Annotated in this window: 9 protein-coding genes; 3 read left to right on the top strand and 6 right to left on the bottom strand. The window is 57.5% G+C overall.

Annotation, left to right across the window (positions count from 1 at the left end; genetic code table 11):
* Positions 1-147 precede the first annotated feature (147 nt).
* Complete coding sequence (locus NKI01_RS07480; RefSeq protein WP_352962490.1) at positions 148-750, bottom strand: hypothetical protein; 603 nt, start codon at positions 748-750, stop codon at positions 148-150.
* 425 nt (positions 751-1175) lie between these two features.
* On the opposite strand from NKI01_RS07480, the gene NKI01_RS07475 reads away from it, so the two are divergent.
* Positions 1176-1667, top strand: coding sequence for a hypothetical protein (locus NKI01_RS07475; RefSeq protein ID WP_352962487.1), 492 nt, complete (start codon positions 1176-1178; stop codon positions 1665-1667).
* Positions 1668-4162: 2495 nt separating this feature from the next.
* Here NKI01_RS07475 and ligD read toward each other — a convergent pair.
* Positions 4163-5920, bottom strand: a complete 1758-nt coding sequence (gene ligD / locus NKI01_RS07470; protein WP_352962484.1) for a DNA ligase D — start codon at positions 5918-5920, stop codon at positions 4163-4165.
* A 345-nt stretch (positions 5921-6265) separates the two neighbouring features.
* Between ligD and NKI01_RS07465 the strand changes: the two genes are divergently transcribed.
* Positions 6266-7057 (top strand): DUF1194 domain-containing protein, encoded by a 792-nt coding sequence (locus tag NKI01_RS07465; RefSeq protein ID WP_352754426.1) that lies wholly within the window; start codon positions 6266-6268, stop codon positions 7055-7057.
* Positions 7058-7205: 148 nt separating this feature from the next.
* Here the strand turns inward: NKI01_RS07465 and NKI01_RS07460 are convergent, their stop codons facing one another.
* The gene (locus tag NKI01_RS07460; protein WP_352754424.1) at positions 7206-8594 is read right to left on the bottom strand and encodes a cytochrome P450; all 1389 of its coding nucleotides are present in this window, start codon (positions 8592-8594) and stop codon (positions 7206-7208) included.
* A gap of 1128 nt (positions 8595-9722) precedes the next feature.
* On the opposite strand from NKI01_RS07460, the gene NKI01_RS07455 reads away from it, so the two are divergent.
* Positions 9723-10898 carry an MFS transporter gene (locus tag NKI01_RS07455; protein ID WP_352962481.1) on the top strand — a complete coding sequence of 392 codons (1176 nt, stop codon included), beginning with the start codon at positions 9723-9725 and terminating at the stop codon, positions 10896-10898.
* 311 nt (positions 10899-11209) lie between these two features.
* Here NKI01_RS07455 and NKI01_RS07450 read toward each other — a convergent pair whose 3' ends face one another.
* The 3 genes from NKI01_RS07450 to NKI01_RS07440 form a co-directional block, all read right to left on the bottom strand.
* Complete coding sequence (locus NKI01_RS07450; protein WP_352754421.1) at positions 11210-11548, bottom strand: BRA0787 family protein; 339 nt, start codon at positions 11546-11548, stop codon at positions 11210-11212.
* Positions 11549-11638: 90 nt separating this feature from the next.
* Positions 11639-11836, bottom strand: coding sequence for a hypothetical protein (locus NKI01_RS07445; protein WP_352962478.1), 198 nt, complete (start codon positions 11834-11836; stop codon positions 11639-11641).
* 303 nt (positions 11837-12139) lie between these two features.
* Positions 12140-13942 (bottom strand): dipeptide ABC transporter ATP-binding protein, encoded by a 1803-nt coding sequence (locus NKI01_RS07440; RefSeq protein WP_352962475.1) that lies wholly within the window; start codon positions 13940-13942, stop codon positions 12140-12142.
* Positions 13943-14112 lie beyond the last annotated feature (170 nt).

Below are 14112 nucleotides of genomic sequence, written 5' to 3'. Positions count from 1 at the left end.
TGATCCGCCTTCCCGGTGCAATAGAGCCCGTCGCATGTCCGGGCGTTCAGCATCATAGGTGAGCATCCCGACTGCGGCAAGGATGCAGGATGGCGCTTCGCCAAGCAGAGGCAGCCATCGCATTGGCGTTGACTTGCCGAGAGCACTCTATGAGGGATAAAGAAGTATATCGTTCAGAGAGTCGGATATGGCATCGATTATTCCAAGCGATTTTGCTTCCGAATAGCCGAGAAAACCCATCTCGTCATCGGGCGCTTGCATTATATAGAGCAGCAGCTTCGGGTCTATATTCATCTCAGCGAGATGGCGAGAAAGTGCAGCGGCACTTTCTTTGAAAACTGTAAGGTAGAGCAGAACCTCTTCGCGGGTATAGCTTAGCTTTTGCTCGACCGCCGGACGAATCTGATGGAGGCCAATATTGGACAGTAAACGCGAAAACCGCACCTTGCCGCCCAAAAGCATGAGGCCGCAAGCCGAGTTGCATGAAGATGGGTCCAGCGCCCCGTCTGTCGCGAAGGTCACAGACGGCCGTGCCACGGCGGTCATGGCGCCATTTATCCTTAGCTGCCGCGAGACGGAAAAGGCTGGGTTGACCAGGCCGCCGGGAGAATCGAGAAGCAGGATCAATTGCGGTCCAGCGCCCGTTCTCGCCTTTGCGCGTGACCACTCGCTGGTCTTCTCCAGCCGGTCGAGCGCCTCTTGGAAACGTTCGATCGTCGTGTCGGCAACCTCGCCGCTGGCAAAGACCACAACACACGCACTGCAGGGGGGTGATCGAAGACTTTGAAAGTCATCGGCTTATCGTTTGCGTATTTCAAGTCTTCGGCCGCAGCCAGCAGAACCCCCATGGCCAGGATCGTGATTGCAATAACCGTGGACATGCAACGGCGATAGAATGAGCTCAAGATCGTCCCCCTTGATGTGGCGGCAGCGTATCTCACCATTTCGGAGAAAGAAACGTGGGGAAGTGCCGTCTGCGCCGACCGACGATGAAGGCGAACTGTCCACGGTTACACATTGGCGTAACCGTTTTTGAGCCGCGATGCGAACCAGGCGCTTGGCGATTACCCGCCCGCCGACCCTGCTATTCGCCAGCGGCGACGTGCCGGATATGGAGTAAGTTCAGCCGGGGATTCCATCTCGCGGTGCTCGAGGGGAAGTGCTTTACTCCGAAGATGAGCCTGCTCACACGATTCCTCGTCTTTGCCGCCGGCGCGGCGTGTTTACCTTCGGCGTCCTATGCGGAGCCGCGCAACGGTCCGCGCCTTGAAGAGCCGGCATGTCATCCCTTGACCACGGCTAATGAAGCGCTCGCCAAGATACCCATCTTTCAGGCGACTTGGGACGCCGTGATCAAGCGCGATACAGGCGTGGTGGTCATGCACAGAGACGCGGTCTACGCAAATGGCATGCTATACGAGCGAACGGCGCCATACGCGCCTTGGCGCGGCAAGGCGCATCAACTCGGGAATCCCCGGCATTCAGGTTGTCACCAGCTGCGCGAAGAGGTGCTGGATGGTGTCAACACCGTGGTCATCTCGTATTGGAGGCACAACCCGACGTCGATCCGCGATGGTATCGCTGCACGATCTGGCTTGAAATTCCAGAATACAGGAACCGAAAGCTGGGCTGCTCGACCGTCTATTTCTCCGAGGAGGCAGAGCTAAAAATACGTTGGTTCTACCGGACCGACATCAAGCTGCCGGCGCCGCCACCGGAGTGATCGCCCGATGCAGCTATGTAATCTTCGCGTCTGGGACAAACACCTCGCGATTGCTGCCGCTCTTTAGGAGAGGTCGTCGTGCGTGGGTCAGAATGGGCTGTCCAAGTGAACGCGTCTGGCCGGACCCCCCTGGGCGGCTCGACCCAGCGGCTCCGAACATGCAAAGTGAACGTCCTGGGGCTGGAACGGCGTCGCGCAACCTGCCTGGAAATATGAACCCACAAATGCTTTTTTGAGGACGCATGACCCGCGATTGGAGAATGACGACTGCGATAGCTTGTTCTGTAGCTGCTCTGCTGCCAGCCTCTCCTTCGAATGCCAAAATGAAGTCACCCGATGGCATAACGCCGGGTATCGAGCGTCCGAAGAACGGCGATAGCGTTAGCTGGACTAGCACCGTCCACACAGGGAACGTCCTCGATACTTATCAGACAACGCATATGAATGCGGCTTGCAAATTCTTCGGCTACCCAAAAGTCTTGCTGTCCATCCCACCTAAACAAGGGACTTTTACGTTCACTAAAGCACCTGCGTTGCCAAACGTTTCAAAAGACAGCAAATGTTACAATCTAAAGATACCACACGTTCTTGGACACTACCTTCCTAACCCGGGGTTTGTTGGAATGGACAGGGTAAGGATACGCTCTTCATTGATCGGCGGCGGGTTCGCCTACGTCACCATAATCATAAAAGTCGTAAAGTAAACCTGGGTGACCGGTAGCATTTTTTACTTTGCTTAGATACAATTACATTATCGTGTGGTTTACGGTCACGATATGGATCTCCGCGTTCTGTTGTCAGATTTATTCTTTTATTACCGCACAGGATGGGATTTCGGCCGAGACAATCCGATGATGGAAGTAAGGAATTCTATGGGGAAGGAAATGAACCCTCAATGAGAGTGGATAATAAGAACTAGGATGTTGATAGTCCCATAGTAACCGCTTTTATTTCAGTATTTCTGTTTGTGTTGGCCTTTTAACGTAGGACGTTCGCTTATTTTTCTGTTTGGCCCACCCGGTCGCCATATCGACTGCCAGTTGGCAAATGCTTTCAGGCGATCGTCGATTGCATGCCGGAGGCCGGCTGGACGCGCGGAGAGATCATGCGTTCGTTGAAGCGGCTCATCGCAGCCGACAGCATGACCCAGAAGGAAAACGCCAAAGTCGGAGCGCAGCTTGCAATTGCTCGTGCTATGAGGCGCGCGGGTCGGTCATGATAGCACCTCAACATCTTGCAGCAGTTTGGCGGGAGCCCCGAAATTCAACGGTCGGTGACAGAGCGTGCGACGCAAGCCGTCTTGCGCCCTCCGAGGCAGTCGCAGGTCTGGGAGATGTGCGCTGGCGGTAGCCGATGCACCTTATGTGGGTCGGGACAGACGCCGTGAGTTCTCGCTACTGGCCGCGCCAAAGCTCACAGGTCATCTGTTTGCGGGCTACGGACTGGTAAAAGCTGCCGCTCGATACCTTGTGATACCCCTTTGCTATTGCCACCGCTCGTTCCGCTTTAGCTCCAGCAGAATTTCCTATGACGACTGTCCATCCCGGATACGGCTTCGGCGCCTTCGTCCATCGGGTCGTTGTCTGGACGCCGTCTGGCAATTTGGCAGTCGGTCCTGACCGGGGCATTTTGCATGAGACTGATATGGGCACGAGCCCTTCATTTCCCATCCGAATCATCTTCTGAACGTCAGGGTCATGCCCGTAGTATGGCGTTCCATCGACCGAGAATTGAGGTTGAGCGACGCACCCCGAAAGCACACTCGCAACCAGACACACATAGGCTACCTTCGTCATACCGCTCACCACCTTGCGCGCGCTCACCCATTCACGTGCCTATTACGCCTCACCCACCATGACTCCCACCATTGGCACCGTAAGGTCTAGTCCTTACCAGATGGTCGGCACCGCCAAGAGGATCAATTCGTCGAGATCGAACACTGAACTACTTGACCCGTTGCCTTGTCACGAACCCTTTTCGAAAACACGCGATGAAGGCCGATTGCGCGTGATTTAGCTTCACTGCTCGCAACGTAATCGGGAGTGCCGACATGCATTACCCAGCGAATGTCTCTGGGGACAGGTTTCCACGTAACTTTTGATCCATAGGCCGCTTTGCCCGGAGCTGTGCTATCGAACCGGCAGTCGATTGCTGCCGGCATCATGCCTTTCTTAGCCATGGCGTTGTTAACCCGGTCAAAATTTGGCTTCGTAAGCCATCGATCCGCACCGCTAGTTGAAACTGTAGTGCACCCTCCCAGAGATATGCTCGATATCAAAAGCCCGATGGCCAATGCGCTGCCTATGGATGATCGCCCATTGCCTTCCTGATTCTGTTTCATACCCGCCCCTCAACTGGAAGGTGCAGGCTAGATGCTGAGACGGCGCGAAACAAGGGAGCGCGCCTCTTGTTGGATGCATTGTTCTCAGGTCATCGGCGTTACGCGAAAGGACTTTGCAGTGTGAACGCGTCCGGTGCGATCCCCTTTTCAACCTGATTCCAGCTAACCGGAGCAGCTATCGGAAAGCCTAGACGAGCCCGCGGCGAATAGGCACCGACTGCCGTGTTCCCGCGCCCATTGCGGAGATAATCGAGGAAGATGCGCCCAGAGCGGCCGGAAGGCGCGGCCGAGATGAGATAGCGATCGGGGTGCTTGCTGGCCAGTTGCTGCGCCAGCCTGCGGGCATACTGCCGGGCGGCGTCGTGGGTGATCACGGCCTGCAGAGGCGCCATCACATGCAGGCCCTTGCCGCCGGTCACCTTCGGCCAGCTATCGAGTCCTTCCGAACGCAGCATGTCCCGGACCTTCAGAGCCGTCTCGACGATCATCTCCCATTCGACCCTTTCGCCAGGATCCAGGTCGATGACAACCCGATCGGCATGCTCGATATCATCGACGGTGGTGTTCCAGGGATGCAGCTCGACAGCGCCTATTTCCACCAAACCAAGCAGCCCATCAAGATCATCGACCCACAGCCTCACGCCTTCTCCACCCTCGCGCTTCTGAACACGCAGTTGGTGCACGGTATCCGGAACGTCGGGCAATCTGCCCTTGTGATAGAAGGTGACCCCGTTCGAGTGGCGAACCAGCTTGAGCGGCCGCCGGCCGAGATGGACGAGAGCTTTCTTCGCCACCTTCTTCCAATATCGGATCAGCTCCTCTTTCGACGGCACCATAGCGTCGGGCAGCAGTTGTAGAATGTTCTCGCGCGGGACGCCGGAACTTTCATTGGACGGCGGCGTCTTGCGGACCAATGACGCGCCGGCCGGCGGGCTCAGATCGTCGCGCAGGCCCTTGAACACCGCTTCCCGCAGCAGCCCGTCATCAGTGATCCCGCCATATTCGATCTCAGCCTCAACGGCCGGCTGCACCCAAGTCGCCTTGGGCTTGTCTATCGGCTCGGCGAGCGGAGATTTGTCGACGATTAGCGGGTCCAAGCGCTCGCGCACTTCACGTGCGTCGGTGAGGCTGTAGCCGCTCTGCGCCTTGCCGGCATAGCGGATGCGATTGCCCTTGCGGCGGCCGAGATAAAGCGAGGCAATCCTGCGCGGCCTCGCGCCAAGCTTTTCGACAAAGGCCACAATCGGAAAATTGTCCCTCTTGACGCATTTGAGCTTGAGCCAACTGTCCTGCCGGCCGGAGCGATAAGGGGAATCTGCGCGCTTCGAAACAATCCCCTCAAGGCCCATTTCGCACGCGTGCTCAAACATGGTTGGACCGTCGCCTTCCAGATGATCGACATACACGAGTGCCGGGGGCGCGCTCTTCAAGAGACGTTGCAAGGCGCGCTTGCGTTCCAGCAGCGGAGCCTCCCGCAGATCCTTGCCGTCGAGATGAAGGAGATCGAAAGCGTGGAAAACCAATCTCGTCGACTCGGCCTTTCCTAGTTCCCGGCGTAGCGCCTGGAAATCAGGACGCCCTGTGGCACCAAACACTGTCGCTTCGCCATCAACGATAGCCCGCTCCGCGTTCTTTAACTGAGCCGCAGCCCGGACGATTGGGGTGTATCTGTCGGTCCAGTCGAAGCCGTTTCGCGTGAAGGCCTGCACCGCACCCGGCTGAATGACCAGCTGTGTGCGATAGCCATCGTATTTGATCTCATGAATCCATCCGCCGCCCTTGGGCGGCTTCTCCACCAGCGTGGGCATTTGGAATTCAATGAAGGACAGCCGGCCAACGCCAGGCTCGGTAAGCATGCACCCGCACTCCAAACACTGCGATTTGAGTCAATATCACTGGTTCGAATTCGGTTCCGAAACAAAGTGCCGTGTTGGGCGGACGTTGGCATTGTTGACAGTTGTCGGGTCCGCCAAGATGCAGGGCGCCGACCGTGGACGCGCAAAGGGCGCGGGGCGCCACTTCGTGGGTTATCCCTCCTGTATTTGTTGACTCTTAAAATTATGTCGAGCTAATATAGAAGGTGCTACTGTTTATGGGCAAGTCCCTCTCAGCTAGATCTGTTCGACTTGTTCGCTTCAGATTTAATTGAACTCTGCAACTAGCAGAACCAGACGCCATAAGGTCATGAGGATAGATGGGAGATGCAACTACTCTCCTTTACTGTTTTGAGCGCTGGATTGTTAAGAGTGCTGCTGATCCATGATCAGCCTGTTCACGGCAATTCTTATACGAACGATCTTTGTCCTTGTGAAATTCGTGAGAAGCTTCTTCTCGAGGACCCAACCGCCGAAGTCGATGTCGCGATCGTCCTTGCGGTCGATATGTCGGGCTCCGTCAACCAGATAGAGGCTACGCTACAACGCGAGGGCTATGCGGCTGCTTTGGAATCACCGTCCGTGTTGAAAGTGATCAAAGAGGGTATGCACGGCAAGATCGCTGTCACTTTTGTCGAATGGTCGAGCCGTGGCTCCTTAAAAACGCGGGTGGATTGGACCGTTCTCTCTGACGCGAATGATGCGTCGGTTATCGCGGATGCAATCCGGAAAAAGTCGCAAGGCGAACGCCGTGATCCGCACGGTGCGAAAACATCGATCTCATACGCCATTGATGTATCTGTTGATGCCTTTGACAAACTTCCTGCCCCTACGTTGCGGAGGGTCATCGATATCTCAGGCGACGGAACAAACAACGACGGATCTTCACTTGAGGAAAGCCGTCAGAGAGCGCTTCAGAAAGCCATCGTAATCAATGGTCTCCCGATAGGCGCGGAAGTGGAAAATGGCGAGTCGACCGCGGAATATTATGAGCGGCACGTTATCGGGGGGGCCGGCTCGTTTATCATCCCAGCCGACAGCTCGGCTGAATTTCAATGGGCCATAATAAACAAGCTAGTTCGAGAAGTAAGTTTCATCTCCGGCGATACACGCTCTTAGAACGATCGCGCTGTTATGGCCCTCAATTCGGGGCTCTAATCCAGCCAATTTCCTGATTTCTGCTTGGGCTTATCCACCCACCCCACGAATGTGCCGCCTCCGCAATCGCGCGTCGACGCACGGGTAACGGCGAGATGAATCCGTGAACTCAGTGCCCGGTCTCGCGATCTTTGATTTTGAGCCAGACACCGCCCCTGGGGCGTAAATTAATCGACGGGAACGGCGTCACCTTGTGACCCGACTGCCACTCAGCCGAGAAGCGTTGCGCCATCGTCGTTAAGATCAGAACTGCTTCCATCATAGCGAAACGCTGCCCAATGCAGATACGCGGTCCGCCGCCGAAAGGCATATAGGCGAAGCGCGGCAACTCGTGTGCGAGATTGCCCATCCAACGCTCTGGTCGGAACATTTCTGGCTGCGCGAAATGCCGGGGGTCGCGATGCAATACCCACGGGCTGATGAAGATGGTTACTCCGGCGGGGAAGGCGTAGCCACCAAGTTTGAAGGCCCCGATCGATTCGCGGCCTATGATCCAGGCAGGCGGGTAGATCCGCATCGATTCCAACGCGACGCTTTCCGTGTATTTCAGGCGTGGGATGTCGTCGGTCGTCGCCGGCCGGTCGCCGAGCACGTCAGCGATTTCAGCCGCCATTCGAGCTTGAATCTCCGGCCGCTGGCCCAGCAGAAACCAGGTCCATGAAAGTGCGAGCGCCGTGGTGTCGTGCCCTGCAAGAAGGAGCGTAATCGCCTCGTCCCGAAGCAGGGCATCTGACATGGGTTTCCCCATCTCGTCACGCGCTTCCATAAGACGGGACAGAACGTCATATCGTCCTTCCAAACCGCTCGCACGACGCTCGGCTATGATTGATGAAACGATCCTTTCGAGCGTTCGGATCGCTCGCCTATACCTGAAATGGCCGGGCAACGGCACTGCGTCAGGAATAAGGATCGGCCGTTTGAAGCGCGATTCCATCTCGATAACGAGATCGTTTGCCGCATGATCAATGTCGGCAATGTCCCACTCAGCCTCGGAATCGAACAGCGTTTTAGCGGCGATCCGCAACGTTAACTCCATCATCTCGGGATGGATGTTCAGGACCTGATCATTGGTCCAGCGATCGAGCATCTGGTGAGTCAGCGACACTATCGCTGCGTCGTAGGCAAGGAGCTGTTGCCCGGCAAAAGCCGGGGCCGCCAACCGGCGCTGGCGTCGCCAAGACTCACCTTCGTTGGTCAGCAAGCCATTCCCAAACAGCGCCTTTACATGGCGCAACGCGAACCGATGTTTGATATAGTTGCCATAATCTTTGACGAGGATTGTCTCGATAGCTTCCATATCGCTGACCAGAAGAGCGGGCCACCCGGCAAGGTTGAGCCAAACGAGATCGCCATATCGACGTGCGGTTTCAGTAATGAAACCGAGCTCGTCTTTGCCGAAAGCGACTAGGTTTCCGAGGAAGGGCAAGCCTTTCGGCCCGGGCGGCCGATGCGAACAGGGAAACCTAACGCGGCTCTGAAGTAGGCTGGACAGGACCATGCGGCCCGCCTAACTCTTTGATGGTCGAAGCCCCTTTACCGGAAGCATGGGCCAACGGTCCTGAAAGTCAAATCAAGAAAGGCCGGCGGGGAACGATCCCGTCAGGCCTTAGACGTCGGTCCGAAAATGGACCTTCCAAGGTGAACTCGTCTGGCGGGGTCTCCCCTTTTCGACCTGCTCCAACTGACAGAGCAGCTATCGGAAGGCGTCGAGGCTCGAGGGGAATAGGCCCCCACGTGTCTACCCGTCCAGTAGCCGTTTCGTGCAAACGCCTGCACCTTACCCTTTTGGATAATCAGCTGTGTCCGGTAACCATCCATACTTGATTCCTGAGTCCACCCGGCGGCCTCCAAATCTATACGAGCGTCTTCGGTGACGAGACCAGAATTGGAATAATGGACAAAGTATTAGGAGGATTTAGGCGGCACGTAGAGGCAGATCGTGTTGTCGGGGCCAGGTTGAACTTCACGATGCCGGTTTACCGTCGCTTTTTGTTCGTGGCACCAATGGTAACGCATGTCGTGGGACTGACGCACCCTGCTGTCCGGGTAAGGCAGCAACTCACCCGACGGGACCTTGAACCCTCTGCTTGTTTCGCGCACGGCGCCGTCTGCCATTGGCTCGCAATGCTCGTCCTAGCAGCACCGTTTTTCATACCAGCTATGTGCCGATGCCGCCGGCACTCCGAAACTGCAGGCTATGGCGATAATCCCGCCCAACTCGAGGGCGCTGCCGTGCCGTCCTACTGGCCGCATCATGAATAATATTAGGCATATCTAATATGGTGGCGCAAGCGGATCTGTGCAGACTTGCGAAATTATATTAACTGATGCTAATGTTATAGCCTGCGCGGCCCAGTGTTGGCGCCCGATGAGCGCTGCCTCGTAGAAACGTTCATCTATACCATGTGATGCACACGTCCCAGCCATCCGAGATCAATGCAATGATGGCTGGATAGTCGGCTTGTCCATCCTTGGGCACGCCCGACGAAGCTCTGACAATAGCCAAGAGTTGAGGGACTGTCGCTGATTGAACGCTACCTAAAAAGTGCCGAGCGATTTTGCGGGACCCAAAAAATCGGCCAGGTTGATCTCGAAGCAACGCCCAGGTCCATATTGGGGAAATCCAATGCGAAGCCGCTGGACCATTCTTGCTGTGTTGTTTGTCGCTCGTGCCGCGTTCGCCTTTCAGTTTGAGAGCGTAGCGGCGGTGGCGCCACAGCTTAGCCAGAGCCTCGGTGCGAGCCTGGCCGATATCGGTATTCTTATCGGGGTTTATTTTGCGCCGGGCGTTCTTCTTGCGCTGCCAGGTGGCGCAATCGGCCGCCGCTATGGCGACAAAGCGACAGTGCTCATCGGACTCGTGATGATGCTGGCAGGCGAAATACTGATGACGGCGTCGGCGTCATGGAGCATGCAGATCGTAGGTCGACTGATTGCCGGCACCGGCGGTATTCTCTTGAGCGTTCTGATGACCAAGATGGTCGCCGACTGGTTTACTGGTCGGGAAATTGCTACCGCGATGGCTATCTTCGTCAACTCGTGGCCGGCTGGCATCGCAATCGCGCTGATGCTGTTGCCAGCGATTGGAGCGACGTTCGGGATCTATGCCGTTAACCTTGCTGTAGCAGGGCTGATTCTGATCGGGCTAGGCTTCTTTGCTTTTGTCTATCGCGCGCCAGATGCGCCCGTCTCCGTTGAAGGCGAACGCGGCGGTCTGACCACGAAAACGATCTATGCCGTGATTGTCGCCGGCTCGATCTGGTGTCTCTACAATATCGGTTTTGCGATGATCTTCAGTTTCGGACCGTCGATGCTCGTTGAGCGAGGCTGGTCCAGCACTGCAGCTGGATCAACGATCAGTATCGTGCTCTGGCTCGCCGTGCTTTCGGTTCCTTTCGGGGGCTTGCTCGCTGATCAGACCAAACGCGGCGACGCCGTGATCATCACAGGCTGTATCGCCTTCGCGCTGCTGGCACTACTCCTACCGCGAAGCGATGCGGTGCTTCCCATCGTCATTGCCCTTGGGATCGTTTGCGGCCTGCCCGCCGGTGCGATCATCAGCCTGTCTGCGCTGGTGCTCGAGCCGAAGACGCGATCGATCGGAATGGGATTATTCTACACGGTTTTTTATACCGGGAGCCCAGTTGGAGTGGCGATCGGTGGAAAGCTCTCCACGTCGATGGGCGGCGCGAGCGCCGCACTCGACTTCGGCGCCGTGGTGCTCCTCGCTTGTCCAGTCATTCTGTGGCTCTTCCGCCGTATCGTTGCTGGCCGGAATCGGCGGGTCGTTCCTTCGACATAAACACGCGAACGCAGCTTAGCGAAGCGAAGGCCGCCAATAGCGCCTCTGGAAGCAGTCACTTATCGTCCGTCACAATGTTACAATGAGCCTTTGTAAGTTGGTAATTTCATTGGCTAATCGCAGAGTTCAATCCTTCCTCGCAGCACCAGTCTATCCGCACCATGCAGAGCTATAGCCATCGCCTCGCATGACCGGCTGAGCAAATAGAGGCTATCAGGGCAGATCGCGACGCATACTGGCTGAATGATACGGAGCCGAGCTGCCCTTGTGCCCGGCTCCGGCTCTGACGGGAGCCTACGCAGCGTCGCCTGTTAGTTGCCGACGTCGTCGCTCCGGAGTCGCTTCACGCACAAAGCGCGAAGGACTAGAGCGGCATCGGCGTAAGTGATCGCCTTTTCGCCGCCGGAAACCAGTGCATTGCCGACAACCTCTAGGACATCGCCCTCGATGCGCCAAGGAAGAATATCGGTGCAGGTCCGCATGCGGCCGAAGACCGAACTGATCGGCACCATCTGGTCCTCAAATTCCACGTGCGGCTCGTCCGTTCCCGGAATCCAGGTCTGGTAAGCTTCCAAGGCATCGTCGAAGGCTCCGTGCAAATGAATCGGAGCATGGCCCTCATGCAGTGCGGGTAAAAGGCGTGTGGTCATCGGTCTCCTCCTGGATCGCGGCAGCCAGCCAATGCTGCCAGGTAACCCCCGCATTTCGATGATTGGTCTATGGCCGGATGCGACGGGCGCCTACCCAATAGCCGCAAGTGCCGATGCCCAATAGAAGGCTTCATCCCGTCCTGAGCGGCGAAATTTCGCCTCGGAGTCAGATGCGTCGTCCGCCTGCGCCTGGTCGGGCGCATAACGTGAAAGCTCCATGGGCGGGAAAAGGGCGCCGATCACGATCCTGATACAGCCCGGAACGGCTTCCAGAAATGTCTGCGTCATCGTCATCTCCTGATCCTGCGAACATGGACGGCGAAAAATCAGGCACCTGAAGAGGGCAGTATGACCGGCTTCTTAGCAAATGTCTATCAAACTTGTAGACATTGACTTGTAAGGAGCGAGCCTCAGACGAAATGCCATGCGACCTTGCCTGTGACTACGGTGGATGCTTGATCGCCAAGCTTTCTGCTATCCCGCGCCTCGAACGGCCGCAGCTCCCGGTCTCTTGGCACTTTGTGATGGGGGATCAGCTCCATCGCGCCTTCCTCGCGAGCGCGACGGATCTTCAGAATGATGATCCGTCCTTCATGAATCTTGGTCGAGCCGCCAACATGCGATCAGGTGCTCGTCGCCAGCTTGGCTGAGGGGCGGTTCCGCTTTGCGGCAATCGGCAACAGCGAGCGAGCAACGGCCGGCGAAGGCGCATCCCTGGTTCGGGCCCGCCGCGATGTCGCCCTGAGAGATGATCTTCGGCGCTGCATCGTCTGAAGACGCCGCCAGCAGCAGTTTCGTATAGGGATGATTGGGCCCGTGAAAAATCTGGTCGGATGAGCCGGTTTCGACCAGGCGGCCTCGATACAGCACGCCGATCGTGTCGGCCATGTAGCGCACGACCCTGAGATCGTGGCTGATGAACAGATAGGTCGTGTCCTTGTCGCGCTGCAGGTCGTTGAGCAGGTTGAGAACGGTTGCCTGGACGGAAACGTCGAGCGCCGAAGTGGGTTCGTCGAGCACGACGACCTTCGGCACGCCGGCGAAGGCCCGTGCGATGGCCGCCCGTTGCCGCTGGCCGCCGGATAGTGATCGCGACTTCTGCTCGGCTGTGGCGCCGGCAAGGCGAACCGATTGCAGCAAATCGCTGACGCGGGCATTTATTTGACTGCTGCGCAGGCCGGCGAGCCGGCGTAGCGGGCGGCCGAGGATCCTGCCGATCCGCTGACGCGGGTTGAGCGTGCGATCCGGCGACTGGAAAACCATCTGCACATCGCGGCGTTCGCCAAGACTTCTCTTCTCGACGCGCGGTGCGACCGTCCTGCCGAACAGTTCGACCGATCCGGCGTCTGGCATCTGTAGGCCGGTGACGATCCTTGCCAGAGTCGACTTGCCGGAACCGGACTCGCCGATCAGCCCGAAGGTCTCGCCGTGGCCGATGTCGAGATCGATATTGCTGAGCACCGGTTGGCTGCCGAAGGCATGGCTGATGCCTTTGCAGGCGATCGCGATTCGGCGTTCTTTGCGCTCGCCGGCGTCTTCATTCTGGACCGCCGAGTGCGATGGCATGCCGTCCGCCTCCGCCAGTCTTCCATTCCGCTTCGTGGAGTTGAGCGCCGGGATCGAGGCGATCAGCGCCTTCGTATAGGCGTGAGAGGGGTTGTCGAAGACATCGCCGGCGGCGCCGCTTTCGACCACGGTTCCCGACTGCATCACCGCCACCCGGTCGCAGGAGCGGCGGATCATGTTGATGTCGTGGCTGATCAGCAGAATGCTGGTTTTGTGCTCTCGGCGAAGGGCGTGGAGGATGGCGATGATCTCCGACTGCACGCTCGCGTCCAGCGCCGTCGTTGGCTCGTCCAGCAGCAGCAGCGCCGGATCGAGCGCAATTGCGATGGCGATGTTGGCGCGCTGCTGCATGCCACCGGAAAGCTCGTGCGGGTAAAGATCGAGCACCCGGTCCGGATTGCCGATCCAGACACGCTCTAGCAGATCGGCGGCGCGCCAGCGGGCCTCCTCGTAGCGAAACGGGCGATGCCGCAGGATCGTCTCGATGATCTGCCGGCCGATCGTCATCGCCGGATTGAGCGCCGCACCCGGATGCTGGTAGACGGCGGCGATATGGTCGCCCCTCAGCTTGCGAAGCTGTTCCGCTGAGAGTTCGCGGATTTCCCGTCCCTGGAATTCAAGCGCTGACGCCGCGACCCGGGCGTTTTTCGGCAAATAGCGCAGTATGGCGAGCGCCACCGAGCTTTTTCCCGATCCTGATTCGCCGACCAGGCCGAGTGCTTCGCCTTCCCCTATGTGCAGCGATACGCCGCTGACGGCGGGATGCGATCCTTTTCGCCCCTCATAGGTGATAGAAAGCTGCTCTACGTTCAGAACTGATGGGGACATTGGGGAGCTTGAAACCACTTTCTTTACGCGCAGCCATCAAGGGCAATCGCTTCCGCTTTCACAACATATAATCTCTATAAAATTACTCGAATTAAGCTGGAGCGCAATCTACCTTTCACGGATCGGGAGATTGGTGGATAGCGGTCTAACCGGAACCGCGATGGTCTCCT

This window comes from Mesorhizobium sp. M0815 (assembly GCF_040319995.1).
In the GTDB taxonomy this organism is placed as follows: Bacteria; Pseudomonadota; Alphaproteobacteria; order Rhizobiales; family Rhizobiaceae; genus Mesorhizobium.
Note: the sequence above shows the minus strand (reverse complement) of the source record. Positions and strands in the feature narration are given on the sequence as shown.

Bases quoted from the DNA above. Each gene is read 5' to 3' on its own strand.
- NKI01_RS07460 (WP_352754424.1), bottom strand. From the start codon at position 8,594: ATGGTCCTGTCCAGCCTACTTCAGAGCCGCGTTAGGTTTCCCTGTTCG.
- NKI01_RS07455 (WP_352962481.1), top strand. From the start codon at position 9,723: ATGCGAAGCCGCTGGACCATTCTTGCTGTGTTGTTTGTCGCTCGTGCC.
- NKI01_RS07445 (WP_352962478.1), bottom strand. From the start codon at position 11,836: ATGACGCAGACATTTCTGGAAGCCGTTCCGGGCTGTATCAGGATCGTG.
- NKI01_RS07440 (WP_352962475.1), bottom strand. From the start codon at position 13,942: ATGTCCCCATCAGTTCTGAACGTAGAGCAGCTTTCTATCACCTATGAG.
- ligD (WP_352962484.1), bottom strand. From the start codon at position 5,920: ATGCTTACCGAGCCTGGCGTTGGCCGGCTGTCCTTCATTGAATTCCAA.
- NKI01_RS07465 (WP_352754426.1), top strand. From the start codon at position 6,266: ATGCAACTACTCTCCTTTACTGTTTTGAGCGCTGGATTGTTAAGAGTG.
- NKI01_RS07450 (WP_352754421.1), bottom strand. From the start codon at position 11,548: ATGACCACACGCCTTTTACCCGCACTGCATGAGGGCCATGCTCCGATT.
- NKI01_RS07475 (WP_352962487.1), top strand. From the start codon at position 1,176: ATGAGCCTGCTCACACGATTCCTCGTCTTTGCCGCCGGCGCGGCGTGT.